We start from the raw sequence: 25,578 nt of genomic DNA, 5'->3' as shown, positions 1-25,578 counted from the left end.
AGAGCTTTATGACGCTAATCAACTTTATCCTACACATTGACCAGCACTTGATTACTATCGTTAATCAATTCGGTAATTGGACCTATATCATTCTCTTTGGCATTATTTTTATTGAAACTGGCCTCGTGATCTTTCCGTTTTTACCCGGAGATTCGCTGATCTTTGCTGCCAGTTCCATGGCAGTTAATCCCAAGTATCACTTAGATATTTGGCTAGTTTACCTCACAGTGCTACTTGCAGCTGTTCTCGGCGATGCCTGCAATTATGAATTAGGTGTTCGCTCAGTCAACGCTGGCATTCGCCATTCCTGGTTTAACAAGTTAATCAATCAAAAAAACCGTTTAGCTGCAGAACAATTTTTTGAGCGTCACGGTCCAATCACGATTGTTATCGGTCGTTTTATTCCGTTTATCAGAACTTTTGTCCCTTTTATTTCTGGGGGTAGCAAAATGCATTATGGTAAATTTGCTAGCTATAACTTAATCGGCGGTATTCTCTGGTGTGGCGTATTTACTGTTATCGGATTTTTCTTCGGCAACATTCCATTTGTAAAAGAACATTTTTCGTTATTAATCCTCGCAATTATTTTTATTTCAATTGTTCCAATTTTGATTATGACAGTTAAAAAACACATTTCATTAAAAAAGGAGTTCCATTAATGGAACTCCTTTTTTAACGCTGCAATAGTTTTTCAGCAAAATATAATTCATAAATCACACCGCTAACCGCAAAACAGGCCGCAAAAAAGCCTTCTGTCAGTAAATTAATAATCGGATCAGTTGCCGGATCAAACAGCCACGTAGTGCTACCTGCAAAAAGCAAATGATGAAAAACAACAAAAAAACTATCAAAATTAGTTAATGCAAACGGCAAAATGGCAATCGGCAATAATAAAAAGAGCAAGGCCCAAACTTTATTTAATTTAAGTGCCTTACTTTTTTGTTTGCGACACCAAAAATTAATTACCAGACAGCACAAGAAAGCAACAAATGCCAACACAAACAGCCGCTTAACGTCAGCGAAATGCCGTGCTGCCATTACAGAAGTCGGTAAATCGCGCATTTTTAATCGGTGCTTAAATGGCCAAATCAAGTACCATAACAATTGATCATAATTAAACATTACCTGACCTAGTGACAAATTAACTGTTCTGTTAGTTTTTTGCACCACAACAAAAACTAACAGTAACGGCCAACTGGCAATTATAGCGCCAACCACACTACTCGTTAACGCAAAAATAAAGTGATAAATTATCGTTAAAATGTTATTTTTTTTGCTCATAATTTAAATTTATCCAAACTATCGACCACAAATGTTGGCTGCCTCTTACCCTGAAGGTCAGCCAATTGAGTAATTCCAGTTGTTACCAATAACTGATCAACTTGACTATTAAAGCCTGCCTTAATATCCGTTTGATAATTGTCGCCAACTAGAATTGCCTGTTCTTTTTGACAATGCATCTTGGCTAAGGCCATTTTAACAATTATCGGTGACGGCTTACCAATATAAAGCGGCTCGTGCCCACTTGATACAGCAATCATCGCGCATTGTGACCCATTACCGGGCAGCAACCCCTCATCACTCGGTAAATTCAAATCTGCATTAGTCCCGATAAAGACAGCGCCATTCCTAATAGCGTCAGCTGCTACCTGCACCTTATGATAAGTCAAATCACGATCCATTCCTACAATAACATAATCTGGATTTTTGTTATTTAATTCAAATTCCGTATGCTGCCAAAATTCCTGCTGCAAACCAATTTCACCAATTAAATAAACGCCAATCGGCAGCTGACCAGAAGCATGTTCTAGTAAATAACTCACGCTTGCCATGCTAGGAGTATACACATGTGCAGTATCAGTTTTTACACCATGAAGCGCCAACTTATCCACAACCATCTCTGGTGTTCGCGTCGTATTATTTGTTAAAAAAAGGTAGTCTTTGCCCGCTTGCTCTAATCGGTGAACAAACCGAACTCCGGCTTCAATCGTACCCTTGCCTCGATAAATTGTTCCGTCAAGGTCAATTAAAAATAATTGATAATCTTTCACTTACTTGCTACCCTTTCTTTTTTTGATTACAAAAGAATGATGGTTGCTGCGCTCTTTTTTCACAGCTACTGTTTCGTGTTTTTTAAAGCTAGTTTTGTAAACTTTACGCCGCTTAAAAGTTGTCTTTGAGTGCTTGGCAGCTGCTCCTTGCCGATGCCACGAACCTGCACGATGCCAATTCTTATGTTGCTTAGTGCGATAATGATGCACTGGATTCATTAGTTGCAAAATAAAATAACCAGCCCCAGGATTACAATACTCCATGAGATAATCTGCAATCGTTTGCTCTTTACGATCAATTGCCGTCCGCATATTATCCCGATAAAAGCCCTTTAAGCGTAAATGCTCACTAGAAACATCCCCAACTAAAAAATCATACTGATCAAGATACGGATCATATTTTTGCCTAAGCATTTCAATATCTAACGCATCGCGCTTATTTATCAGCAGCTGATAAGTCTGCTGATTAATTTTGATTTTGTCATCATCTTGACCGACAACTGCCAGTGAATGGCGTAAAGGCTGCTCCTTAACAAATTTATTTTCATGATCTAAGTGACTGTTTTCGTTTTCGCTCGATTTAGTTGTCATCTGCTTCACTTCCTATTAATCGGGTACTCTTGAGCTAAATAATTACCAATTACTTCACGTAAAAACTGTGGGAATAAAAATTTATTATCACCAACAATTGCTAATGTTGGAAAAAATGGAACTAAAACATAATGGTCAAGAACTGCTATTTGATAATCTGTTTGCGGATCAATTTCTTGCCCATTAACATAAACAATGCGGCTAACCGGATCAAACTTAATTCCGCGATAATACATTTGACCAAAAATCTTCCCGCGAAAGCTCATCCCCTGCAAGTGAAAATGCTCCAGATAATGCCGATTCTTTTCAATTTCCATAACTAATCGCCACAAATCGCTGCCCCTTAAAGTTGAACGAACAACATGCATGGAATGTGGTAAACATTTTTGCAAATCATACTTAGTTAAAATTCCTTTTTTAAATGGTGCCAAAAATAAGCCCGAACTAAGCATTGCCAAATCTGTACCAGCAAAATTTGCAATCGCATCAAGCGATACCTGAATTGCGGCCTGACGATTATCAGCAAATTTGGCAGGTAAATCAGCAACTTTTTCTTTTTCTAAAATCTCCTGCCCACGTTGTTCATATCCCTGAATAACTTTTTCATCAGCTTTTTCAGCCTTCATCAAGCTAGTTGATTCAACACACGGTACAATTTTTTGAACATGGTGGTGGTCATCAAGTTCAACGTGAATATTACCGACATAATTGCCCCACTTACCCGTCTGCGTCAACCAAACACCATTGACCTGTTCACCATGCTTAAGCAAATTATGACTATGACCGCCAATAATCAAATTAATTTGTGGATAATGCCGTGCTAAAAAGCGGTCCATGTTCAAGCCAATATGCGTTAATAGGATCAAAACATCATATTTACCTGCCAATCGTGGTAAAACTTGATCCATTGTTTCTTTAAGCATTTTGACATGCCAATGATTGGGCTTATAAGATAATGGATATGCAGCAGTTAAGCCTACTAAAGCAATTCGCGTGCCCTTTTTAGTTATTAATAACTTGTCTTGCACACACCAATGAGGCATCGACTCGTCTTCTTCACGCAAATTAGCCAAAATCACCGGGAACTTAGCCCGATCAAACAACCGCTCAACCACTTCATGTGAATTTGAAATGCCTTCATTATTGCCAATTGTAATGGCATCGTAATGAAAGGAATTCATTAAATCAATGTTTGCTTGCCCAAAAGTCGCGTCAGTTAACGGATGCGAGCGATCCATAAAATCACCGGCATCAAAGGTTAAAATTTGATCGACTGATTTATCTGCCTGTGCCTGCTTTAAGTAGCGCCCAATTTTAGGAAAATGCTCAAAGTGCGAATGTAAATCATTAGTGTGTAAAATTCGAAGTGTCTCCATTTTCCCCGCTTTTCTATCCAATTTGGTTGGATTTTAAAATCATTTGATAAGCATCTAGAATTTTACCCTTAGGCTTGTCCCATTCTACCCAACTTGGATTTTTCCAATCATCTTCATTAGTTAAGGTTTCCAGCTGATAATTTTTATTAATATATTCTTCATACGTAATTAACGCTTTGGTCCGGGGAATATTTAGCTGTAAAATGCGCACGTTCTTAATCATCCCGTGATCAACAGCTAATTCCGCAATTCCATTTTGATCAATATTGGAAATTTCAAAATATTTACTGTTATCATTACGCGTAATTTCTTCAATTAAATCTAGTTCTTCATATTGTTGATCCATTAACTCACCTACATGAAATAAAAATTTTGCTATATAGCAAAAAATGTGTAACCATGCTATTGTATAAGCGATAGGGGTGTACACATGAAACATAAAAGCCAAATGCTTCTGGCTCTTTTTTTTAGCTTAATCTTTGTAACAACTAGTGGTTTTACTGTTGTCGGCCACAGAGGCGATCCAAGTAAGTATCCTGAGGAAACCATCCAAAGTGACAATTCCGCATTCAATTCTGGTGCCGATTATGTTGAACTCGACCTTCACCTGTCATCTGACGGCGTGCCGGTTGTTTCACATGATGATGACTTATTTCGAGTTACTCATACACATGCAATTGTATCACAAAATACTTGGCAAACACTCAGTCAGTTAACATATGATAATGGTGAACATGTGCTTAGTCTAGCACAACTCTTTCACCATTACCGCAATCAGCCAAACACAAAATTTGTTCTGGAAACCAAAATTGACCATTCTGTTGATCCATCGTACCAATTAGAAGACGAGATTGCACAAACCATTAAAAAATATCATATGCAAGACCGCGTAATGATCCATTCATTTTCAGCAGCTAGTTTATTCCATCTCCGCGCTCTTCTGCCAGATGCCTACTTAATTCTAATTGTTGGCAGCCTTAAGCGAATTAACTTCAGTAACTTGCCACAGGTCAATGCTGTCAATGTTTCATCTGATGTTATTCAAAATCATTCTTGGCTAATTCACTGGCTGCACTTACTCAATAAGCAAGTTTATGTTTGGGCTGAGATGGATGAGTCACCAGCCTTGTGGCATTGGCTAATTAATAAGAACGTTGACGGTGTTGTCACTAACTTCCCAGCGACTGGCTTCAAATATAAATTGGCTAAGGAAGGCACCAGTAAATATGATATCCACAGAAATGGTATTTACTTGGGCAAAACTAAAACACCAATTATGATGAATCCTTATGTCCGCATTAAGCAGCACAAGTACATTTATCCCGGCCAGAAACTTAATGTCATGTATGGTGTGCGGGCACACAATCAGCTCTTTTATCAAGTTGCCGATCAAACATTTATTTCAGCTGAATTTGTTAACCTCGACCTTAAACCCCAAGATATTGCGCCATATCAGGATAAACAAATTATCGCTAAACCCCATAAGCAAGTCCCAATCTACCGCTATCCAGATAATCAGTCCAAGACTAACCAACAATTAGCTAACAATCAACTCTATAAAATTGAAAACTTTAACGGTAGTCCTCAAAGTCTATGGCTTGATACTAAACTTGGGTGGATCAAAGCTCAAGATATTCTCTTCTATGGTTTTTTTGATCAAACAAGTTGGCGTAATTACCGGCAATTACCACGAATCAGCCGTTATCACAATATCGCTTTAACAGCTTACCTGCTGCCAGAAATTCCGCAAATTAAAAAATTGCCACAATTAATTCAGGCTACTAGCAAACTTTGTAACTAAAAAAGTCGCTTTACCTCCTTGGTGATGTAAAGCGACTTTTATTTGTAATCTATTCGTTAGTTGTACTTTGCTTTTTTAATAATTCATATGGTAGCTCAATTTGAGTATCAGTTACTTCTTCATTGTTCATTAACTTCGTCAGCATTCTCATTGCAACTGCCCCCATGTCATATAGCGGTTGCCGAATTGCCGTTAAAGCTGGCCGAACAACTGAAGCAATTTGAGTTGCACTAGCAGTAATAATTTCCAAATCATTCGGTACCTTTTTACCTGCATCAATTGCAGAATTTAAAATACCAACTGCGGTAATATCACGTGTCACAACTACGCCATCAACGCCATCTTGCAATAATTGAGAATATAAATTGTAACCATCAGAATGGTCTTTAATATTAGTATAAATATGACCTTCGCCCAAATTATGATCAGCCATAAATTGCTTGTATGCTGGAATCCGATAATTAGCATTAATCACAGCTTCTGCATCATCTACAACTAGACCCAAATTCTTTTTGCCATCATTGTAAAGCAAGTTCAAAGCTTCTGTATCAGCCTTAGTGTAATCAATGGTTACTGACGGAAATTCCTTGTGATTGTCCTTAGTGCCAGCAAGTACGACTGGCGTATCAGTCCGTTTAAAAGCCTCGACAGCTTCTTTAGGTAAACTATTAGCCATGTAAATCACACCATCAACCTGTTTGTTTAACAGTCCTTGAATAGCTTGATCTTCCTTCATCAACCGATTTTCAATACTTGTAATAATAATATTGTACTTGTACAAAAGAGCAATATCATCAATTCCCTTGGATAATTCAGCAAAATAAAGATTGGTCAGATCCGGCACAATCAAACCAACTGTTGTTGTTCTCTTAGAAGCAAGTCCTTGAGCAACAGCGTTTGGCTGATAATGCAACCGATTGATTACTTTCATTACCCGTTCACGTGTGTCTTTACGTACATTAGTATTGCCGTTAACTACTCGTGAAACGGTAGCCATTGAAACCTTGGCTTCCCGAGCAACATCATAAATTGTAATTTCTTGTTTACGCATTCTTAATCCCCTATCTAAAAAATATTCATTATAAAATTTAGCATGTATTGCTATTAATTGCAAACGTTTACAACTATTCTTTCATTTTTTCATGCCTAGAACATGATATACTTTTCTTAATCAGATATTTGATTTGAAAGGAATATGCACATGAATTTAACTAAATTACAAGAATGGCTGCAAAGTTCTGGCAACGATGTAGCTTACATTTCTAATCCAATTACAATTGCTTATTTTACCGGCTACGAAATGGAACCACACGAGCGCATTTTTGCTCTCTTAGCCTTTAAGGACAAGGAGCCCTTTATTTTTACTCCGGCCTTGAACGTTGAAGAAGCCAAAAACTCAGCTTGGAACGGTGATGTTTATGGTTACCTCGATTCTGAAGATCCATGGGCCATCATTGCTGACAAAGTTAAAAGCAGAACTTCAGACTATCACAAATGGGCCCTGGAGAAAAATAATTTGTCTGTTGCTCATTACCAATTAATTCACCAGCAATTTCCTGATGCCGATTTTAGCGGTGATGTTTCTAACTTTATTGCCAAAATTAGGCTTTACAAAACTCCAGAAGAAATTAAGCAGTTACAAGCTGCTGGCCGTGAAGCTGACTTTGCTTTTGAAATTGGCTTCAATGCCATTAAGACTGGAGTTACTGAACGTTATATTGCAGGTCAAATTGATTACCAATTAAAGCTGCAAAAAGGTGTCATGCATGAAAGTTTTGAAACCATTGTTCAAGCTGGTGCCAATGCTGCTAACCCACACCTAGGGCCATCAATGACTAAAATTAAGCCTAATGAATTAGTTTTGTTTGATCTTGGTACGATGCACAATGGCTATGCTTCTGACTCTAGTCGAACAGTTGCTTATGGTGAACCATCAGCTAAGGAAAGAGAAATTTACGAGATTGATCGTGAAGCTCAACAAGCAGCTATTGAAGCTGTTAGACCCGGAATGACTGCTAGTGAACTAGATGGTGTTGCCCGTGATATTATTACCAAAGCTGGTTATGGGCAATACTTTATCCACCGACTAGGTCACGGTATCGGCAAGGATGTACACGAATATCCATCAATCGTTCAAGGTAACGACTTAATTATTGAAGAAGGAATGTGCTTCTCAATTGAACCTGGAATCTATATTCCTGGAGTAGCCGGCGTTAGAATTGAAGATTGTGGTGTTGTTACTAAAGATGGCTATAAGCCATTCACTCGTACTGACAAGCAATTAAAGGTTTTACCAATCAACGATTAATTTAATCACTAACTAAAATGCACCAAGTAAGAATTACTCCTACTTGGTGCATTTAATTTAAATTACTTGCTGCTTTTACGCACGTGGATAAGCATCAGTTGCGGGATCATCACTTGCTTCAGCATGATGCAAGTCATCAACCGTCTTTTCTGCATTATCCTTTTGAGCAATGTCATTATCCTTAGAATCATCAATAACAATATCATCAAAATCTTTTAATTCAGAATCATCTTCAACATTCTTAGGAAAAGATGCCAATTGGTTCTTAACTACTTCAGTTCCATTATCATATTTTTTCTTTAGATCTTGAACAGTATCATTGTTCTTAACCTTGCTTTTCAGATCATCAACTTGATCGTCACTAACTAAGAGTGAACCAGCGATAAAGCCAGCAGCTGAGCCAACGATTGTTCCTAAGACAAAACTTGTTAATTTTTTCATACAAGTAACTCCTTTTATTTAATCTTCACCTTTACGTCGTTTTCGCCGTGCAAACATCGATGCTAAAGCAGAAGCAACAACTCCATTACGCTTAAAGTGAACTTGGCTGACACGTTCCGCCATTTTACGCGAAGAAGCATTAACATCTGAAACACTCTCACCTAAGTCGGCAGCTGCCTGCACAACAGGATCCAGAGTCTTCATTTTACTGTTAACATCCGCTAGCAAGACATTCGTCTTGTCGAGCAAATCATTTGTTTGATCAAGCAAGCCATCAACATCTTTTGCAAACAGCTGAATCGATTTATCCACAGTTTTAATTGTTTTTTCTGCTTCTTTAGTAGCCTTTTCAGCACGAACTAGCACTGGAATTGTAAAAAGTACTAAAATTATCAATGCAACAGCAGCAATCAATCCTGCCAGTGCACCATAGGAAATTTCCATCTTCTACCTCCAATTTTACATCTAAAAAAAGTCTAGCATGTAAACACTTTAATCTCAACCTATATATCATATTTTGCTATAGTTAATTTAGATAAATGAAAGTCAGGCACCATGAATAACTTACTTAAAATATATCTCAAATTTTTAAAATTAAATTGGGACAGTATTGGCGAACATTTACTCACAATTATTTGGCAACTAGTCTTATCAACAGCTGTTTTTTATATAATTGATTACTGCGGTAAAAGAATTATCAACCATTACTTAATACACAAAAAAAGACCACAAAATAAGCGAACAAGGACTGTAACCGCCTTAATTAATAGTATTTTTAGCTACACCGTAATTTTCTTTTACTTATTTGGGGTTTTATCAATTTTGGGGATTCCAATTGGTACGCTTCTAGCAAGTGCCGGAATTTTTTCCCTAGCTTTAGGGATGGGGGCGCAAGGTTTTGTTAGCGATCTAGTCAACGGATTTTTCATTTTAAGTGAAGATCAATTTGATGTTGGCGATATTGTACAGATTAATAATCAAACCGGCACCGTTATTCAATTAGGTCTTAGAACCACTCGCCTCAAAGGCAGCGATGGCTCAATCATCTATATTCCTAACCGCAATATTTCAATTGTGCAGAATCTGGCTCATGGCGGCATCGGCTTAGATATTACCTTGCAATTAAATGTCCAAAATGACTTTGACAAAGTCCGCGCCCTGATTAAACAGGCTAATAATCAGGTGGGACTTGCTAAAAAGACTTTGGTGCAAGGACCGAAGATTATTGGAATTACTAATCAAACCGCTAAAACTGTTGATTATGTAATTCACTTTCAGGTAAAGCCCGGCAAAGAGGCAATTGTTCAAGATAAGTATTTAAGTTACTATTTAAAAATTCTTCAAGAACATCAAATTACTTTAGCAGGATAAAAAGCAGGCCAATTTCATCAGAAATTGACCTGCTTTTTAATTAAACTGAGCTAACCATTCAGGCCAACTCTTGAGTAACTTTTTAATTGCCCTTCCGCGATGCGACAGGCTATTTTTTTCATCCAAAGTCATTTGCGCAAAAGTTTTACCCTTTTCTGGTACGTAAAATAGCGGATCATAGCCAAAGCCATCTTCACCACGTGGTACAGCTAAGATTTGGCCGCTGCATTGACCACTAACGACTAGATCACGGTCAAATTGACCTGGCCTTGAAGCAACAATTGTTGTATTGAACTTGGCTGTTCTTTTTTCTTGCGGGACTCCGCCAAGCTCTGCCAATAATTTCGCATTATTCTGGGCATCATTATGGCCTTCACCAGCATAACGTGCAGAATGCACTCCCGGAGCACCATCAAGCGCATCAACCATTAACCCCGAATCATCGGCAATTGTAATCATTCCACTAAAGTCAGCGAGTTCATGAGCCTTGAGCTTGGCATTCTGTTCAAAAGTTGTTCCGTATTCATCCACAATTGGTGGATTATCCAAGTCCACGTTAGTTTTAATCACAGACTCAATCCCTGCCTGTGCAAAAGCCTCACGCAATTCTTTAACCTTACCCTGATTAGTTGTCGCAAATAGTATCTCCTTAACCATGATTTTCTCCCTCATCAAGATGGCGAGCACTAAACATTGGCTCACCTAAAAAGCTGCGGCCTAATTCATTTACCATCGCCACATCACCAGTCGTGTAATACTCATGACTGACCATTGCTTGCGGACTACTAAATAAATCATCTCGCTTCATCACATTGTAAGTATACTGCGCAACCTGATCAGCTGGATCAACAATCTGCACCCGCTTACTGAGCACTTGGGCAAATTGATCGCGAATAATCGGAAAATGCGTACACCCTAAAATTATGGTATCAAAATCTTGCTGCTTAATCGGCGCTAGACTTTCTTTTACCGCCGTTAAGCAAGTTGCCGCATCAGCATCACGCTCAATTAGCGGCACTAATTTAGGTGCAGCTAGTTCTGTCACCTTAATTTCAGGATCTCGAAATTTAAGTTCTTTTTGGTAAGCATGTGACGCCGCCGTTACTTGTGTGCCAACAACTGCTACCCGCTTATTCTTCGTTACACCTGCAGCAGCCAAACTACCAGATTGAATAACACCAATAATTTGTTGGTCAACCTCTTTTTGAATTGTCGGCATTGCCGCAGCAGTGGCCGTATTGCAAGCAAAAATAATTAGTTTAACATCCTTACTTAATAAAAACTTAACACTTTGACGAGTTAATGCAATAATCTCTTCCTTAGACTTGTCACCATAAGGAATATGAGCATTATCACCAATAAAAACAGTTGATTCGTGTGGCATCTTTTGCATAACCTTTTTAACAACAGTTAAGCCACCAACACCAGAATCCAACAGACCAATTGGTCGATTATCCATAATACAAAATTCTCCCTAAATATTTTCTACTTTTATCAATTTTACGGTAAAATAGATAAGAATAAAAGGGATGAATACTTTATGCAAAACAACAACGAACAAAGTGAACATGTATATTTTGTCAATCAACTATACCGCGATTTTTTATTACCCCAGATTTTAGGAGATGATACTGAAGCAATTCTTTATTGGGCCGGCAAGCAAATTGCCCGCAAATACGATCTTGCATCGTATGAAGATATTAACAGCTTTTTCACAATTACTGAATTTGGTTCATTAAGCAAAAGCAAAGAGAAAAAAGCCACAATTACCTTTGAATTATCAGGACAAAATGTTACTGATAGATTAAATAGCGGCAGTCATGAATTTTCACTTGAAGCCGGTATTATCGCTGAAGCAATCCAAAAAGAAACCGGACGCACAACTGAATGCGAGTTGGCAATCAATGATAAAAAGCAAATTGTCCAATTAACCGCTCGCCTTGATTAAGCATGCTCAATTAATTGAATTTCTACTACTATTTGCAATATGATTAAAGTAAATAGAGGAGGAACTAAAATGCTTCGAGAATTTAAAGAATTTATTCAACGCGGTAATGTTATGGATCTTGCTGTTGGTGTTATCATTGGTGGTGCATTTACCAACATTGTTAATTCACTTGTAAAAAATCTCATCAATCCACTTCTGGGTTTATTCATTGGGCGCATTGATCTATCGAATTTAGCAATCAAAGTTGGTGGTGCAACCTTTAAATATGGTGCATTTATTAATGCAATCATCAATTTTTTGATTATTGCTTTCATTGTTTTCTTACTAGTCAAAGCCATTAATAAACTATCAAATAAGAAAGCTCCAGAAGCAAAACCAGCCCCACCAACTGCTGAAGACTACTTAAAAGAAATTCGTGACCTATTAGAAAAACAAGGCAAATAAAAAAGCTTCCTGAATACAGGAAGCTTTTTATTAATCAGTATATTGATTTAAGATCTGGTTAAGCTTGGGTTTTGGGGTATAACCAGTTAACCGATCAACGATTTTACCATCTTTCTTAATGATCATTGTTGGAATGGCCATAATGCCTAAAGAACTTGGGGTTTCCTTGTTCTGGTCAACATCCATTTTAGTAAATTTAACATCTTGACGCTCTTCAGCCAATTGATCGATAACTGGTGACTGCATCTTGCATGGACCACACCAAGTTGCCCAAAAGTCCGTCAATACAACACCACTATTAGTTTCTTCTTCAAAGTTTGTATCAGTTAATTCATCAACCATGAATATACCTCCTAATTAATCTAAGACTTTTTCTTAATAAATTTAGTATAGCAAGTTAACTTACTTTTTACAAGTAGTTCACTTTAAATGAACAATCGTAGCCCCATTGCCGCCTTCATTGGCTGGCGCATAATTATAGCTGGCAACATGACTGCTAGATTTTAAATATTGCCAAACACCTTTGCGAATTGCACCGGTACCAATACCATGAATAATCGTAACTATATCAAGTCCAGCTAAAAGAACAGAATCAAAATAGCGGTCTAAATTAGTCATTGCCTCTTCATAGCGCTGACCGCGCAAATCCAATTCACTTCGGGCATTACTACGGCGGTTAGCACTAACTGCATGAACAGTCTTTTGCTTAGCTTTAGGTTCATTACTAATCTTGGCCACATCACGATCGCTGACCTTCACTTTCATAATACCTAATTGCACTTCGTATTGGTGATCACCCAATTTTTTAGTAATGGTACCAACTTGACCGTAAGATAAAACTTTAACGCGGTTGCCAACTTCGACATGGTGTCGTTTCTTTTCACGTTGTAATACCTTGTTATGCGCTAAATTTTCTTCTTGCTTAGCTAATTGATTAAACTCACCTTTAGCTGCAATCACTTCATTTTGCTTAACGTTACCATGCTGCTGCTCCAATTGAGCAATAATTCGGTCAGCTTTTTTACGCTTTTTCGCTACAACTTCATTAGCACGATCTTGAGCAAATTCCAGCTGTTTTTGCACTCGTTGATTATACCAATCTAGTGCTTGCTGCAATTTGATTTCCAGTTTTTCACTCCGATCAAGACTGCTAGCCAAGTGATTGTGCGCATCAGTTGCTTCTTTAGTTTGGCGGTTCAATTTGGCAATCATCGTATTAATATCTGTATTTTCATCAGACATTAATCCCTGAGCCGTCTTCACAACGTCTTCACGCATTCCAAGCCGTCGAGCAATCGCAAATGCATTACTGTGTCCCGGAATACCGATTTGCAGGCGATAAGTTGGCGACAAAGTCTTCAAGTCAAACTCCATCGAAGCATTAGTAGTTTTAGGACGATTATAGCCATACAACTTCAATTCGGGATAATGAGTAGTTACCATAATTTTAGCTTTTTTCTTCCGCAAAAAGTCCAAAATACTAATTGCTAAACTTGCTCCTTCTTCAGGATCAGTTCCTGCACCAATTTCATCAATTAAAACTAAAGTTTTTTCATTAACCCTTTTCATAATCTGAACAATATCATTAATATGCGATGAAAAAGTACTAAGTGATTGCTCTATCGACTGTTCATCACCAATATCAGCACAAATATCCTGAAAGACACCAACCTGACTGCCTTCTGCCGTAGGAATAAACAATCCTGCTTGAGCCATCAACTGAAGCAAGCCAACGGTTTTTAACGTAATGGTCTTACCACCAGTGTTCGGCCCTGTAATCAAAATAGTATCAAATTCGCCGCCTAGCCGAATATCATTTGGAACAACTTTTTCAGGAGCAATCAAGGGATGGCGTGCTTGCAACAAGTGCAATTCATTAGCGGCACTCAACTTAGGTTCTGTTGCCTGCATTGCCTTAGCTAACTGAGCCTTGGCTTGCAAGAAATCCAGCTCAGTTAATGCTGCAGCAATCGCATCCAACTGGTCAACTTCTGTACGTGCTAAGTCTGACAAGTGCCGTAAAATACGGTGAATTTCTTGTCTTTCTTGTGCCAATAAGTTCTGCTGCCGGTTATTCAAGTTCAAAACTGCTCCAGGTTCAACAAACAAAGTTTGACCACTAGCACTTTGATCATGTACTACCCCACCAAATTTAGCACGATATTCTTGCTTAACCGGGATAACATAGCGATCATCACGAATTGTCACAATTTGCTCAGATAAATACTTACTGTCGTTGCCTTTGATGTAAGTATCCATGCGTGCTTTAATTTCTTCATCGTTACTTTTCAAGTCATGTCGCAGCCGCGCTAAATTGCTCGATGCAGTGTCCAAAACTTCGCCATCATAATCTAATGCTCGTTTAAGCTCGTTTAACAGCATTTCCGGAATATTTAATTCTGCCAAAATTATCTTGATTGCTGCTAAATCAACTTTTTCTTCGTCCACATCAGCAACAAAACTAGTAATTTCCTTAGCTAACGTCAAAACCAATAGTAAATTACCTAATTCTTTGGCATTTAAATTTGCTTTAATACGCAACCGTTTAGTACTAGGGCGCACATCAACAAAATCAGTCAATGGTAATTGACCTTCAACACGTAGCAAATTAACAAGTACTAGTGTTTGTGCCAATGATGTTTTTACTTGTTGGTAATCACCACTAGGCTGCAACTTCATTGCTCTTTCTTTAGCTGGCTTGGTAATTGCCTGCTGACTCAATTTTTGTGTAATTTTCGCAAATTCCAACGTTTTTAATATTTTATTATTCATTAGTATTAATTTTTCTCTATTAATAAAAAAAGACTGGCTAAGCCAGTCTTTTCTTTTTATTCACCACTTAAACGGTCATCATCCAAGAAGGTGTTGAGCACCCCTTGAACCATATTCCATTCATCATCTGCTTCAATTTCGTGCAAATCGCTGCTGGTTACATCGCCTGCATCATCAGCATCATAACTAAATGCCTGAACTTCAACTTCCTCATCATCGCCAACAGCGGCAGGATAAAGCAAGATATAGGACTTATCATAGTCATCTGAGTGAAATGTAAACAAAACTTCGTATAATTCTTCATTACCTTTGTCATCAACAAGGGTAATTTGCCGGTCATCACCGTGAACTTCTTGTGTCATATTAATCCTTTCGGTGTAAGTCTAAATAATTTTGTAAAATCAAGACAGCAGCCATCTGGTCAATCACCTGCTTACGTTGATGACGATCATGCATTCCTACTTCTTCAACCAGCACTCTGCGTGACTCAATTGTCGTTAACCGCTCATCTGAATAATAAACAGGCAACCCAAACTTAGCAATTAGCCGATCACCATAAGCCTTACTGCGAGCAACCGAATTACCTGACGAGCCATCCATGTTTTTGGGTAGACCTAAAACAAAACCGTCTGCATCATATTGCCGCACAATCTTCTTTAATGGTCGCATCCCAAAGCTGAACTTATCTTCATCAATCGGAATTGTTGTTACTTTTTGGGCAGTAATTCCCAATTCGTCACTTACCGCAACACCTACTGTCTTAGAGCCGACATCTAAACCTATTAAGCGCATTATTTATCTTTGCCAAGATAACTTTTGACAAGTTCTTCAATTATTTCATCACGCTCATGTTTTAAAATTAAATTACGAGCGTCATTGTGCCGTGGAATATATGCTGGATCACCAGACAATAAGTAGCCGACAATCTGATTAATTGGATTATAACCCTTTTCTTCAAGTGCATTATAAACATCTTGCAGAGTATCATAAACATTTTTGCCTTTATTTTGGTTAAAGTCAAAATGCATCGTTTTATCTAGCGAACTCATTTTTTATTCCTCCTAACACAATTTTACTTGAAAAACAGTTTAAACTCAATCAATTAATTTATATTAATTGCGTCAACGACTGTCTTAATGGCTTCATCAAGTCCTTCTGGCTTTTTACCACCAGCTTGAGCCATATTCGGACGACCACCGCCGCCACCACCAAAGATTGGTGCAGCTTGCTTGATTAAAGCGCCTGCCTTTAAGCCTTTATCTAGTGCTTTTTGACCCAAACTGATAATCATATTTGCTTTGCCATCGTTAGCAGCTGCCAAAACAAGAACATCGGACTTATTGCCACTCTTCCAAGTGTCCGCAAGCTCGCGTAAATCATTCATGCCGTTAACATCAACCTTCTTAGCAATAACGGTCAAGTCGCCTGCTTTTTGAATATCATTAAAAATTTCTCCAGCCTTAGCTTGGTTAATCTTCAAATTCAAATCTTCAACTTGCTTTTGGCTATCATGCAGTTCTTTTTCAAGACTATCAACTTTATCAATAATATCTTCTGGCTTAGTCGACTTAACTTCTGCTTGAATTTCATCAAGTAACTCTGAACGATCAGCAAGGTAAGCATAAGCCTTCTTAGACATGACAGCTTCAATTCTTCTAACACCGGCACCAACAGCTGATTCGGAAGTAATCTTAAAAATTCCGATTTGGTTAGTATTATCACAGTGCGTACCACCACAGAATTCACTGGAGAAATCGCCCATTTGGACAACGCGAACCTTGTCGCCGTACTTACCGTCAAATAAGGCTAAACCACCCATCTTTTTACCAGTTTCTTCATCAGTAATTGTCGTCTTAACGTCTAGAGCTTCCCAAATCTTTTGGTTAACCAATTCTTCAACTGACTTCAGTTCCTTATCAGTTAACGGTTCAATCGCTGTAAAGTCAAAGCGTAAATAATCTGGTTCAACTAAACTACCAGCCTGATGTGTATGGTCACCTAAAATACTGCGCAATGCCGCATGCAGCAAGTGCGTTGCTGAGTGCGAATGACGCAAACCCTCACGGCGCTTACGGTCAATCTTTAAAACGTATTCTTGGCCCTTTTCTAATGGCAAAATTACTTGAACCAAGTGCATATTCTGGTCATTTGGCGCATGTTGGACGTCAGTTACTTCGGCAACCAATTCGCCTTCTTGATCGTAAATTCTACCATGATCGGCAACTTGACCACCACGTTCTGCGTAAAATGGCGTTTTATCAAAAATAAGCATTGCCTGTTCACTGTCAGTCTTATCAACTAACTTATCGTCAACAATAATATCAATCAGTTTAGCGTGCTTTTCTTCATAAATGCCGTATTCAAACTCAGACTTATCCTTAATATTCATTAAAGTAACATCTTGAGCACCCATTGATTGCAAATTCCCCCGAGCATTACGTGCACGATCTTTTTGGGCTTGCATTTCGGCATCAAAGCCCTTCTTATCAACCTTTAAACCGGCATCTTGAGCAGATTCAAACGTTAATTCGTAAGGGAAGCCGTAAGTATCAAATAATTTGAAAGCATCCTTACCAGAAATCGTCTTATCATCTGAATCTTTACCCTTGGCAATTAAGTCATCAAGTAGGGTCAAGCCAGATTCAAGTGTCACTTGGAATCTTTCTTCCTCATTCTTAATTACCTTAGCGATGAAGTCCTTTTGGTCAGTCACTTCTGGATAGTGGCTTTGCATGATTTCGCCAACAACTGGCACTAATTTATAAAGGAAAGCTCCCTTAATTCCCAAGCGTTGACCATTCAGGTCGGCACGCCGAATTAATCGCCGCAAAACATAGCCGCGTCCAGTGTTTGATGGCAAAGCTCCATCAGCAATGGCAAAACTAACAGTCCGCACGTGGTCAGCAATAATCTTGAATGCTGGAGTATTTTCATCAGCAATCTCGTACTTCTTACCTGGTGTCATCTTTTCGGTTTCATGGATAATCGGCAAGAATAAGTCGGTTTCAAAGTTAGTTGGCGCATCCTGCAAAATTGACAGAACTCGTTCTAGTCCCATCCCCGTATCAATATTCTTATGTGGCTGATCGACGTACTTACCATTAGCTAAATGGTTATATTGTGAAAACACAATATTCCAGATTTCAAGGTAACGCGCATTTTCACCACCCGGGAAGTTCTCTGGGTCATCTTCAGCGACATCGTTATTTTCTTGACCACGATCATAAAAGATTTCGGAGTCAGGACCACATGGACCTTCACCAATATCCCAGAAGTTTTCTTCTAGCTTCACGATGTGGTCTTCAGGCATCCCAGCCTTTTTCCAAATTTCTTGTGCTTCAGTATCTTTAGGATAAACCGTGCAATACAACTTATCCTTATCTAATCCGAGCCAGTCAGGACTGGTCAAAAATTCCCAAGCCCACGGAATTGCTTCCTTCTTAAAGTAATCACCAACTGAGAAGTTACCAAGCATTTCAAAGAAAGTTTGGTGACGCGCGGTTTTACCCACGTTTTCAATATCGTTAGTTCTAATTGACTTCTGTGAGCTAGTAATTCGGTGATTCTTGGGCACAACTGAACCATCAAAATACTTCTTCATCGTAGCAACTCCAGAGTTAATCCACAATAATGTTGGATCATCTTGCGGAATCAGTGATTGACTCGGCAACACCATGTGGCCATGCTCTTTAAAGAAGTCTAAGAACATTTGTCTAAATTCAGAACTTGTCAGTTTCTTCATTAATATTCTCCTTTTTTAATAAAATAAAAAACACTGTCAGCAAACCTGAGGACGCTACTAAACGCGGTACCACCTCAATTGCAACAGTGCTTGTTACCTCTTAATTATTATTATTTAACGCTCAAGGAGCATTTTTTAAGCAGTCATGAACCCTTCTCAGCACTCGGTTTTCTCTTTGAATGATTAACTTAAAAAACATATCTTCAGTTAAAAATAATTGTACTACTTGAACAATCTTTGTCAATCTTTAATGCAACCAAAACTATTATCAACAACTAATCTGAAATTATTTGACATCTCATCTTTTGCCATTTTTGTATTGTTCGCTCAAATTTTTTTACTTTTTTGGCACCTATGCAATTTAACTTAACTGAAACAGAGTAGCCATTTTTTATGCTTGCCATTATCGATGAATTCACACAATAATTGCCATCAACGCCAACAAATTCCAACTGATTAGCATTCTTATTTTTCAAAAAAGTTTGCAAATTCTTATTTGTCAGACAAGAAGCATGTCTTTTTTCATAAACTAAAGATGAGACAACATCTAAATTTGGGGCTAATTTTTTAACATGATGTCTACTTTCCCACAAAAAACGATTAACAACATAAATCACCTGATCGGCAGGATACAAGGCAATTCTCTTATTAATTTTAGAAATCAACTTAGGATCAGCAAATTTCTTTTCTGCACCTACATAATCGGTTTGCATATCTATTACAATAAGATAATTTTGCATTCTATTACGTCCTGATTAAACTGAGTATAAGAAAAAAGGTCTTCTGCAATTTTGCAGAATCCCTTACCCTTCAAACAACAAGCAAAATTTTAAAAACTGTTGCGACTATCTTGTACAATACCAGGAAATGGCGCTACCTTAACCATTAGGTATAATCTTGCATTCAAAAGCAGCCACTGTTCCCAAAACTTCCTGATTTTTGTTTGATTGCTTAATTATAACAAAACATTCATATGTGAAAAAGTCTTTTCAAGCAAGTTTACTGATAATTTTCGATTTTTCACAATTAAATTATCAGTAATAAAACATCGCCAGTATCGTTAATCAGATACTTTTTCAACATCTAACATTTCTTGAAAAGTAAATTGACCAGCATCATAAGTAAAATGCAAAACACAACAATTGGGTAAATCTTTGATTTTAGTTATTAATTCTTGTAGTGACAGCCATTTAGTCAAAAACATCAAAATTGCTGCGCCATGACTAACCACTAACACTTGGTGATTATCAGGGTAAGCCATAATTTGACTGATTGTGTCGTTTACCCGCTGCATTACCTGCATTGCCGACTCCCCACCATAAGGAACAAAAAACTCGGCTTCCGCTGGATCCTGAAAAGTAAACTTGGGCAATAAGTACTCAGCTTGAGCTTCAAACAAGCCAAAGTCCCATTCCTTAAGCCCCTTTAATCGTTTATACGGCTGCTTAGTAATTAATTCTAACGTATCACTAGCTCGCTCCTGGGTTGAAGTATAAGCATGATCAAAGGTTAAACCTTCTTTTTGCAAATATTTACCCATTTTAATTGCATCCCTGATTCCCGTCTTGGTCAACGGCGAATCAACTGCCCCTTGAACCAATTTACGTTGATTAAAAATTGTTTCTCCATGACGCATTAAATATAAATCTTTCATTGTAATGTTTCCTTTGTCTAAAATAATATTCATTATTAACGTTATTTTAGCAAGACAAAAATAAGCACACAAGTTTAATTCATTTGCTTATGTTATTTAAATCACCTATATTGGTATGTACCCGACGTAATTAAATCTTTAACCATCGGCACCACTTTTTGACCATAAAGTTTGAGAATTTGTTCTCGAAGAACTGCAGGTTGACCACCAGCTCCATAAATAAAGTCAAATCGCTTCACACCAACTTTTGTCATTTTATCGGCAATCTTATGTGCAACATGTTCAGGCGTACCAATATAATAAGCACCTGTTTGAACTTCATAATCAAATCGTTCCTTAGTCATTGGCGGCCACCCGCGGTCACTACCAATTCGATCCATTGAACGACGCAAATATTGCCACCCAATTTCATAAGCTTCGGCATCAGTTTCCGCAATTACTCCGTGAGAATGCATACCCAATGGATATTGTGGATTATGAAATTTAGCTGCTGCCTGCTGATAAAGATCAACTAATGATCTAAATCTAACCGGATCACCACCAATAATCGCCATAATTACCGGAAAGCCATAACGAGCAGCCCGAATAACTGAGCTTGGAGTTCCACCAACACCAATATAAGTATCTAACTTATGACCTTGAATTTTAGGGTATACCTGGATATTATCAAGATTTTGAGTATAATCACTAGTCCATGTTACTGGCTGGCCTTTACGCAACTCACTAAACAAGGCAACTTTTTCTTCGAACAATTCATTATAGTCATTTAAATCATAACCAAATAAGGGAAACGACTCCGTAAATGAACCCCGACCCAGCATTATCTGCGCACGACCATTAGAAATATTATCTAAGGTTGCAAAGCGTTCATAAACCCGAACAGGATCATCAGAACTCAAAACCGTTACACCTGTACTTAGTTTAATCTGCTTAGTAACACTGGCAATCGCTGCCAGCATTATTTCTGGACTAGAAATTGCATATTCTGGACGATGATGTTCACCAAGAGCAATCACATCAATGCCCAATTCATCGGCCAACTGTGCTTCTTTAATGATTTGTTTGAGGGCAGTATCATAAGTCACAGGCTGATTTGTTTCCAGATTATCAGGAACATCACCAAATGAGTCTACGCCAAAAATCAATTCATTATTAAGTATCATCGTTTAATCCCCTCTTTTGTTCTAGCCATTCTTACTTTTTGTAAGTGATTAACAAAAGATACCTTATTTTAACGACACACGTCAAGTTTTTATACCTTACTTTTTCCTTTAAAATATAAAAACTGCAAATAAAAATGGAAGTTTAATTATTCAACTTCCATCTTAGCTTAACTTATTTAACTACTGTATCGGCCGTATTAACCGGTGTTAATTGCGAACCTGATACATATTCAACATCAGCTGCCTTAACAAATTCGCCATTTTCAATTCCTAAATATTCTGGCCCTGATACATAAGGCGAGCGCAATTTATAAAATAATTCTGCTTTTTGCTCACTCGGAACCCACAGATAACGTGCTTCAGTTACATATTCTTCAGTATTCTTTTTAATTTGCACAGTTGTATCTTTAACTTGAGTTTCATGCGTTTGATTAGGGTGTTTAGGATCTACCAAAGCTATATTATGCGCTGGATCAAAATGATCGATGACATTAGTACCAGTACTGGTATATAAATTGCTATCACTTAAAACCTTAACTTTCATTACTCCAAGCGGTTGATCATAATTAAGTAAAGCATGACCATGATAGCCAAAAGTAATGCTTATAAATTCCTTAGTATCCTTAATATGATAAAACATTTGCTTATAACCATCATCATCGTCATCGTCGCCATAAATACCGGTCAAAACATATGGATCAATGGTTCGATCAACAATAATCTTTTGCCCTATCTTAAGTTGCTTTGGAGTCGCTTTACCTTGATCATTAAAAACTGTCACACTATCTTTCTTAAAATTACACATTTCCTTAGTAATTTTTACTGGTTCTTGATCCGTAAAAACAACGTTACTGTTGATGAAATTTACATTAGCAGCCTTAATATAGCCACCATCGCCAATATTATAGTATGCCGTACCGCGAATTACCTTATATGGTAACCAACTATATTGCTTTTCATTATTAGAAACTAAAAAATACTTCTTACCATCAACATTATTAAGTGAAACAACATCATCAATATGACCGATGGCAGTACCGTTTTTGAGTAATGAGCTTTGACCATGATATTGCCATAATTTTTTGCCATATTTGTTGTAAACTCGTGAATTATGTCCGATAGTCATTGCAGCACGATTATTTATTTTAGTAACTCTGCTTGTATCTATATAACCACCATGACCAACATCATAACATTTCATATTATCGACAGTTTTAACTATCCCATTAGTGTTAAGTTTAGTATTATCTTTTAATTTACCATATTCATTTACACCAGGATATTTATAATTAATGCCACCATCCTTAGTATATACATCTGTACTAGCAATCGTAATTTGATATTTACTTTGCGCACTTCTTGATACTGCTAGAACCTGATTAGCATTACCGGCAATTGTTATCCATGAAATACCAATCGCCAGCATAACTGCCAAGCTAGTAAGCAACCTCTTGTTTTTCATAATTCTACTCCTTGTTAAAAAATTATTATATAATCTAAATAAATAATAGCACTTACATTATCATTTGTTAATTAAAATCTAAAGCTACTATAACTTTTGAAAAGCCTAATAAAAAAGCTTATTACAATTAAGCAATAAGCCCTTTTTTACTTTTCATAAAAATCATCAAATATTGTCACAGGCAAATGCCGCTTGTGTTCGCTCTTTAACCACAAAGCTTCAATCTGCTTGGCAGCAGCTGTTGGAACTTCACGCCCTTCTAAGTAATCATCAATTTCATTATAAGTGACACCAAGCGCCTTTTCATCAGGCAAATCTGGCCGGTCTTCTTCTAAGTCAGCTGTTGGCGTCTTCAGATAAAGATGCTCAGGACAACCCAATTCTTTTAGTAGTAGCTTACCTTGCCGTTTATCCAAGCGGAACAACGGTGTCACATCGGCGGCACCATCACCGTACTTAGTATAAAAGCCACTAAAATTTTCAGCTGCATGATCAGTCCCCACAACACCACCTTGATGTGCTCCAGCAATCGCATATTGCACAATCATCCGCTGCCGGGCCTTGATATTTCCCTTATTGAAGTCGGTAATTGTTACCCCGGCAGCTTCTAAACTAGCAACCGTTGCATCAACACTAGACTTAATGTTCACAATTAAGTCCTGATCAGGGTTTTGCCATGCAATCGCATCAGCCGCGTCTTGAGCATCAGCTTGGGCTCCATAAGGCAGCCGCACTGCAATAAACTGATAAGAATTATCGCCCGTTTCTGCACGCATTTCATCAATTGCCAGCTGCGTCAATTTTCCAGTTAAAGTGGAATCTTGACCACCAGAAATCCCCAACACATAAGATTTTAAGAACGGATTAGCCTTCAAGTAGTTTTTCAAAAAATCAACTGAACGTCTGATTTCTTGTTTAGGATCAATCTCAGGCAAAACATGTTCATAAGCGATTATTTCTTTTTGCAGTGGTCTCATTTAACCTTATTCCTCTCAGTGATCTTTTCACGAATATCTTTAATTAAATTCATCTTACTATCGTACAAATCTTGTGACAAGTCCACTGGATATTCTTGTGGATTAAGCATCCGTTTATATTCATCCCAAAGCCCATCAAGATTTTGCGCACAGAACTTTTTAATATCAATTAATTTCGGTTGTTCATAAACTAACTGACCATTCTTAAAGATTTCCTTTAAAAGTGGTTCAGCTGTATAATCACGCACTACCTTATTAATATAGGTATATTGTGGGTGGAACATGTAGAGAGAATCAAACTCGCGTGGATCGACACCAGCACGAGCAATCCAATCACCCTCATTCTTCTTTTTCTGATTAGCTGAAATCCGCCAAACTTGCTTTTTACCCGGATTAGAAACCTTAATTGCATTTGAAGAAATTTTAAGCGTATCCTGCATTTGCCCATGGTCATCTTCCATTGATACCAACTTGTAAACTGCACCTAATGCTGGTTGGTCAAAGGCAGTAATATACTTAGTTCCAATCCCCCACACGTCAATTTTAGCACCTTGCATCTTCAAACTGGTAATCGTGGTTTCGTCCAAGTCATTAGAAGCAAAAATCTTGGCATTCGGGTAGCCAGCTTCGTCTAATTCCTTACGTACTTGCTTAGAAATATAGGCCATGTCACCAGAATCAATCCGTACTCCTTGGAAGTTAATCTTGTCGCCCATTTCATTAGCAACGCGAATTGCATTCGGCACGCCACTGCGGACTGTATCATAAGTATCTACCAAGAAGACGCAGTTCTTATGCGTTTCTGCATAAGCCTTAAAGCCTTCATATTCACTGCCAAAAGCTTCAACTAACGAATGAGCATGTGTACCAGAAACTGGAATACCAAATAACTTACCAGCACGTACATTACTGGTAGAATCAAAGCCGCCAATATAAGCAGCACGTGTCCCCCAAATTGCCGCATCAGCTTCTTGGGCACGGCGAGTACCAAATTCCATGACGCCATCGCCTTGCACTGCTAACTTAACGCGAGCAGCCTTAGTTGCCAGCAGCGTTTGAAAGTTAATAATATTTAAAATCGCAGTTTCAACTAATTGGCATTGAGCTAACGGCCCCTCAATTTGTACCAATGGCTCGTTAGCAAAAACAATTTCACCTTCACGCATTGACCGCACATTTAACTTAAATCTAAAGTTACGCAGATAATCAATAAAATCATCGTCATAACCTACTTCTTCTTTTAAATATTGCAGGTCGCTTTCTTTAAACTTCAGATTTTGCAAGTACATAATAACATGTTCAAGTCCCGCAAATACTGAATAGCCATTACCAAACGGTTCTGTCCGGTAAAAAGCTTCAAAAACAGCATTACGATCTGCAATTCCCTTTTTAAAGTAAGTATACATCATATTCAACTCATACAAATCTGTGTGCAAGATTAACGAATCATCTTGATCCAATTCTTGATAAAACATGT

At 37.8% G+C, this 25,578-nt stretch carries 28 protein-coding genes; 6 read left to right on the top strand and 22 right to left on the bottom strand.

Annotated elements, in window-relative coordinates; all coding sequences use genetic code 11:
* Positions 1-8: 8 nt before the first annotated feature.
* Positions 9-659 carry a VTT domain-containing protein gene (locus tag OZY43_RS02040; protein WP_277165507.1) on the top strand — a complete coding sequence of 217 codons (651 nt, stop codon included), beginning with the start codon at positions 9-11 and terminating at the stop codon, positions 657-659.
* Positions 660-672: 13 nt separating this feature from the next.
* Here OZY43_RS02040 and OZY43_RS02035 read toward each other — a convergent pair whose 3' ends face one another.
* From OZY43_RS02035 to OZY43_RS02015, 5 genes are read right to left on the bottom strand one after another with little or no spacing between them, the layout of a single operon-like run.
* Positions 673-1,281: a TIGR01906 family membrane protein gene (locus OZY43_RS02035; RefSeq protein ID WP_277165504.1), complete on the bottom strand. Its 609-nt coding sequence runs from the start codon at positions 1,279-1,281 to the stop codon at positions 673-675.
* Positions 1,278-2,051, bottom strand: coding sequence for a TIGR01457 family HAD-type hydrolase (locus tag OZY43_RS02030; protein ID WP_277165502.1), 774 nt, complete (start codon positions 2,049-2,051; stop codon positions 1,278-1,280). Before OZY43_RS02030 ends, OZY43_RS02035 begins: the two co-directional genes overlap by 4 nt.
* Positions 2,052-2,642 carry a YutD family protein gene (locus tag OZY43_RS02025; RefSeq protein ID WP_277165500.1) on the bottom strand — a complete coding sequence of 197 codons (591 nt, stop codon included), beginning with the start codon at positions 2,640-2,642 and terminating at the stop codon, positions 2,052-2,054. It lies immediately after the preceding gene.
* Positions 2,643-2,647: 5 nt separating this feature from the next.
* Positions 2,648-4,018, bottom strand: a complete 1,371-nt coding sequence (locus OZY43_RS02020) for a bifunctional UDP-sugar hydrolase/5'-nucleotidase (protein ID WP_277165497.1) — start codon at positions 4,016-4,018, stop codon at positions 2,648-2,650.
* A 13-nt stretch (positions 4,019-4,031) separates the two neighbouring features.
* Positions 4,032-4,364 carry a hypothetical protein gene (locus OZY43_RS02015; RefSeq protein ID WP_277165495.1) on the bottom strand — a complete coding sequence of 111 codons (333 nt, stop codon included), beginning with the start codon at positions 4,362-4,364 and terminating at the stop codon, positions 4,032-4,034.
* A gap of 84 nt (positions 4,365-4,448) precedes the next feature.
* On the opposite strand from OZY43_RS02015, the gene OZY43_RS02010 reads away from it, so the two are divergent.
* Entirely contained in the window at positions 4,449-5,819 is a 1,371-nt protein-coding gene (locus OZY43_RS02010) for a glycerophosphodiester phosphodiesterase (protein WP_277165493.1), read from the top strand.
* Between the two features lie 49 nt (positions 5,820-5,868).
* Here OZY43_RS02010 and OZY43_RS02005 read toward each other — a convergent pair whose 3' ends face one another.
* Complete coding sequence (locus tag OZY43_RS02005) at positions 5,869-6,870, bottom strand: substrate-binding domain-containing protein (RefSeq protein ID WP_277165491.1); 1,002 nt, start codon at positions 6,868-6,870, stop codon at positions 5,869-5,871.
* Positions 6,871-7,020: 150 nt separating this feature from the next.
* On the opposite strand from OZY43_RS02005, the gene OZY43_RS02000 reads away from it, so the two are divergent.
* Positions 7,021-8,127: a Xaa-Pro peptidase family protein gene (locus OZY43_RS02000; protein WP_277165490.1), complete on the top strand. Its 1,107-nt coding sequence runs from the start codon at positions 7,021-7,023 to the stop codon at positions 8,125-8,127.
* 75 nt (positions 8,128-8,202) lie between these two features.
* Here OZY43_RS02000 and OZY43_RS01995 read toward each other — a convergent pair whose 3' ends face one another.
* A complete protein-coding gene (locus OZY43_RS01995; protein WP_277165487.1) occupies positions 8,203-8,568 on the bottom strand; it encodes a DUF1269 domain-containing family protein in 366 nt (121 codons plus the stop codon).
* An 18-nt stretch (positions 8,569-8,586) separates the two neighbouring features.
* Positions 8,587-9,012 (bottom strand): DUF948 domain-containing protein, encoded by a 426-nt coding sequence (locus tag OZY43_RS01990; RefSeq protein WP_277165485.1) that lies wholly within the window; start codon positions 9,010-9,012, stop codon positions 8,587-8,589.
* Between the two features lie 111 nt (positions 9,013-9,123).
* On the opposite strand from OZY43_RS01990, the gene OZY43_RS01985 reads away from it, so the two are divergent.
* Positions 9,124-9,939: a mechanosensitive ion channel family protein gene (locus OZY43_RS01985; protein WP_277165483.1), complete on the top strand. Its 816-nt coding sequence runs from the start codon at positions 9,124-9,126 to the stop codon at positions 9,937-9,939.
* Between the two features lie 36 nt (positions 9,940-9,975).
* Here the strand turns inward: OZY43_RS01985 and OZY43_RS01980 are convergent, their stop codons facing one another.
* Both OZY43_RS01980 and murI read right to left on the bottom strand, forming a co-directional pair.
* Positions 9,976-10,596 carry an XTP/dITP diphosphatase gene (locus OZY43_RS01980; RefSeq protein ID WP_277165481.1) on the bottom strand — a complete coding sequence of 207 codons (621 nt, stop codon included), beginning with the start codon at positions 10,594-10,596 and terminating at the stop codon, positions 9,976-9,978.
* On the bottom strand, positions 10,589-11,398 hold the full coding sequence (gene murI, locus OZY43_RS01975) for a glutamate racemase (protein WP_277165479.1): 810 nt from the start codon (positions 11,396-11,398) through the stop codon (positions 10,589-10,591). Before murI ends, OZY43_RS01980 begins: the two co-directional genes overlap by 8 nt.
* An 81-nt stretch (positions 11,399-11,479) precedes the next feature.
* Between murI and OZY43_RS01970 the strand changes: the two genes are divergently transcribed.
* Positions 11,480-11,887 (top strand): YslB family protein, encoded by a 408-nt coding sequence (locus OZY43_RS01970; RefSeq protein WP_277165478.1) that lies wholly within the window; start codon positions 11,480-11,482, stop codon positions 11,885-11,887.
* A gap of 69 nt (positions 11,888-11,956) precedes the next feature.
* Positions 11,957-12,331 (top strand): large-conductance mechanosensitive channel protein MscL, encoded by a 375-nt coding sequence (gene mscL / locus OZY43_RS01965; RefSeq protein WP_277165476.1) that lies wholly within the window; start codon positions 11,957-11,959, stop codon positions 12,329-12,331.
* A gap of 30 nt (positions 12,332-12,361) precedes the next feature.
* Here the strand turns inward: mscL and trxA are convergent, their stop codons facing one another.
* The 12 genes from trxA to OZY43_RS01905 all read right to left on the bottom strand — a co-directional run bounded on the left by trxA (position 12,362) and on the right by OZY43_RS01905 (position 25,576).
* The gene (trxA, locus tag OZY43_RS01960; protein ID WP_277165473.1) at positions 12,362-12,673 is read right to left on the bottom strand and encodes a thioredoxin; all 312 of its coding nucleotides are present in this window, start codon (positions 12,671-12,673) and stop codon (positions 12,362-12,364) included.
* A 78-nt stretch (positions 12,674-12,751) separates the two neighbouring features.
* Entirely contained in the window at positions 12,752-15,103 is a 2,352-nt protein-coding gene (locus tag OZY43_RS01955) for an endonuclease MutS2 (RefSeq protein ID WP_277165471.1), read from the bottom strand.
* A gap of 56 nt (positions 15,104-15,159) precedes the next feature.
* Positions 15,160-15,465 (bottom strand): DUF1292 domain-containing protein, encoded by a 306-nt coding sequence (locus OZY43_RS01950; protein WP_277165469.1) that lies wholly within the window; start codon positions 15,463-15,465, stop codon positions 15,160-15,162.
* Between the two features lies 1 nt (position 15,466).
* A complete protein-coding gene (ruvX, locus tag OZY43_RS01945) occupies positions 15,467-15,895 on the bottom strand; it encodes a Holliday junction resolvase RuvX (RefSeq protein WP_277165467.1) in 429 nt (142 codons plus the stop codon).
* Complete coding sequence (locus OZY43_RS01940) at positions 15,895-16,152, bottom strand: IreB family regulatory phosphoprotein (protein ID WP_004045418.1); 258 nt, start codon at positions 16,150-16,152, stop codon at positions 15,895-15,897. The genes ruvX and OZY43_RS01940 overlap by 1 nt, the downstream gene beginning before the upstream one ends.
* 53 nt (positions 16,153-16,205) lie before the next feature.
* The gene (alaS, locus tag OZY43_RS01935) at positions 16,206-18,845 is read right to left on the bottom strand and encodes an alanine--tRNA ligase (protein WP_277165461.1); all 2,640 of its coding nucleotides are present in this window, start codon (positions 18,843-18,845) and stop codon (positions 16,206-16,208) included.
* A gap of 275 nt (positions 18,846-19,120) precedes the next feature.
* Positions 19,121-19,585: an isochorismatase family protein gene (locus tag OZY43_RS01930; RefSeq protein WP_277165459.1), complete on the bottom strand. Its 465-nt coding sequence runs from the start codon at positions 19,583-19,585 to the stop codon at positions 19,121-19,123.
* Positions 19,586-19,905: 320 nt separating this feature from the next.
* The gene (locus OZY43_RS01925; RefSeq protein ID WP_277165457.1) at positions 19,906-20,499 is read right to left on the bottom strand and encodes a histidine phosphatase family protein; all 594 of its coding nucleotides are present in this window, start codon (positions 20,497-20,499) and stop codon (positions 19,906-19,908) included.
* Between the two features lie 101 nt (positions 20,500-20,600).
* Positions 20,601-21,662 (bottom strand): LLM class flavin-dependent oxidoreductase, encoded by a 1,062-nt coding sequence (locus OZY43_RS01920; RefSeq protein WP_277165455.1) that lies wholly within the window; start codon positions 21,660-21,662, stop codon positions 20,601-20,603.
* 172 nt (positions 21,663-21,834) lie between these two features.
* The gene (locus OZY43_RS01915; RefSeq protein ID WP_277165453.1) at positions 21,835-23,124 is read right to left on the bottom strand and encodes an SLAP domain-containing protein; all 1,290 of its coding nucleotides are present in this window, start codon (positions 23,122-23,124) and stop codon (positions 21,835-21,837) included.
* A gap of 146 nt (positions 23,125-23,270) precedes the next feature.
* The gene (gene nadE, locus OZY43_RS01910) at positions 23,271-24,101 is read right to left on the bottom strand and encodes an ammonia-dependent NAD(+) synthetase (protein ID WP_277165451.1); all 831 of its coding nucleotides are present in this window, start codon (positions 24,099-24,101) and stop codon (positions 23,271-23,273) included.
* Positions 24,098-25,576: a nicotinate phosphoribosyltransferase gene (locus OZY43_RS01905; RefSeq protein ID WP_277165449.1), complete on the bottom strand. Its 1,479-nt coding sequence runs from the start codon at positions 25,574-25,576 to the stop codon at positions 24,098-24,100. The genes nadE and OZY43_RS01905 overlap by 4 nt, the downstream gene beginning before the upstream one ends.
* Positions 25,577-25,578 lie beyond the last annotated feature (2 nt).

The sequence above is a fragment of the Lactobacillus sp. ESL0785 genome, assembly GCF_029395455.1.
In the GTDB taxonomy this organism is placed as follows: domain Bacteria; phylum Bacillota; class Bacilli; order Lactobacillales; family Lactobacillaceae; genus Lactobacillus.
This window is presented reverse-complemented; position numbering and strand designations above follow the sequence as displayed.

Bases quoted from the DNA above. Each gene is read 5' to 3' on its own strand.
- OZY43_RS02040 (WP_277165507.1), top strand. From the start codon at position 9: ATGACGCTAATCAACTTTATCCTACACATTGACCAGCACTTGATTACT.
- OZY43_RS02010 (WP_277165493.1), top strand. From the start codon at position 4,449: ATGAAACATAAAAGCCAAATGCTTCTGGCTCTTTTTTTTAGCTTAATC.
- OZY43_RS01980 (WP_277165481.1), bottom strand. From the start codon at position 10,596: ATGGTTAAGGAGATACTATTTGCGACAACTAATCAGGGTAAGGTTAAA.
- mscL (WP_277165476.1), top strand. From the start codon at position 11,957: ATGCTTCGAGAATTTAAAGAATTTATTCAACGCGGTAATGTTATGGAT.
- OZY43_RS02000 (WP_277165490.1), top strand. From the start codon at position 7,021: ATGAATTTAACTAAATTACAAGAATGGCTGCAAAGTTCTGGCAACGAT.
- murI (WP_277165479.1), bottom strand. From the start codon at position 11,398: ATGGATAATCGACCAATTGGTCTGTTGGATTCTGGTGTTGGTGGCTTA.
- OZY43_RS01930 (WP_277165459.1), bottom strand. From the start codon at position 19,585: ATGCAAAATTATCTTATTGTAATAGATATGCAAACCGATTATGTAGGT.
- alaS (WP_277165461.1), bottom strand. From the start codon at position 18,845: ATGAAGAAACTGACAAGTTCTGAATTTAGACAAATGTTCTTAGACTTC.
- nadE (WP_277165451.1), bottom strand. From the start codon at position 24,101: ATGAGACCACTGCAAAAAGAAATAATCGCTTATGAACATGTTTTGCCT.
- trxA (WP_277165473.1), bottom strand. From the start codon at position 12,673: ATGGTTGATGAATTAACTGATACAAACTTTGAAGAAGAAACTAATAGT.
- OZY43_RS01940 (WP_004045418.1), bottom strand. From the start codon at position 16,152: ATGAGTTCGCTAGATAAAACGATGCATTTTGACTTTAACCAAAATAAA.
- ruvX (WP_277165467.1), bottom strand. From the start codon at position 15,895: ATGCGCTTAATAGGTTTAGATGTCGGCTCTAAGACAGTAGGTGTTGCG.
- OZY43_RS01970 (WP_277165478.1), top strand. From the start codon at position 11,480: ATGCAAAACAACAACGAACAAAGTGAACATGTATATTTTGTCAATCAA.
- OZY43_RS02005 (WP_277165491.1), bottom strand. From the start codon at position 6,870: ATGCGTAAACAAGAAATTACAATTTATGATGTTGCTCGGGAAGCCAAG.
- OZY43_RS02020 (WP_277165497.1), bottom strand. From the start codon at position 4,018: ATGGAGACACTTCGAATTTTACACACTAATGATTTACATTCGCACTTT.
- OZY43_RS01905 (WP_277165449.1), bottom strand. From the start codon at position 25,576: ATGTTTTATCAAGAATTGGATCAAGATGATTCGTTAATCTTGCACACA.
- OZY43_RS02015 (WP_277165495.1), bottom strand. From the start codon at position 4,364: ATGGATCAACAATATGAAGAACTAGATTTAATTGAAGAAATTACGCGT.
- OZY43_RS01985 (WP_277165483.1), top strand. From the start codon at position 9,124: ATGAATAACTTACTTAAAATATATCTCAAATTTTTAAAATTAAATTGG.
- OZY43_RS01925 (WP_277165457.1), bottom strand. From the start codon at position 20,499: ATGAAAGATTTATATTTAATGCGTCATGGAGAAACAATTTTTAATCAA.
- OZY43_RS01915 (WP_277165453.1), bottom strand. From the start codon at position 23,124: ATGAAAAACAAGAGGTTGCTTACTAGCTTGGCAGTTATGCTGGCGATT.
- OZY43_RS01990 (WP_277165485.1), bottom strand. From the start codon at position 9,012: ATGGAAATTTCCTATGGTGCACTGGCAGGATTGATTGCTGCTGTTGCA.
- OZY43_RS01955 (WP_277165471.1), bottom strand. From the start codon at position 15,103: ATGAATAATAAAATATTAAAAACGTTGGAATTTGCGAAAATTACACAA.
- OZY43_RS01950 (WP_277165469.1), bottom strand. From the start codon at position 15,465: ATGACACAAGAAGTTCACGGTGATGACCGGCAAATTACCCTTGTTGAT.
- OZY43_RS02035 (WP_277165504.1), bottom strand. From the start codon at position 1,281: ATGAGCAAAAAAAATAACATTTTAACGATAATTTATCACTTTATTTTT.
- OZY43_RS01920 (WP_277165455.1), bottom strand. From the start codon at position 21,662: ATGATACTTAATAATGAATTGATTTTTGGCGTAGACTCATTTGGTGAT.
- OZY43_RS01995 (WP_277165487.1), bottom strand. From the start codon at position 8,568: ATGAAAAAATTAACAAGTTTTGTCTTAGGAACAATCGTTGGCTCAGCT.
- OZY43_RS02025 (WP_277165500.1), bottom strand. From the start codon at position 2,642: ATGACAACTAAATCGAGCGAAAACGAAAACAGTCACTTAGATCATGAA.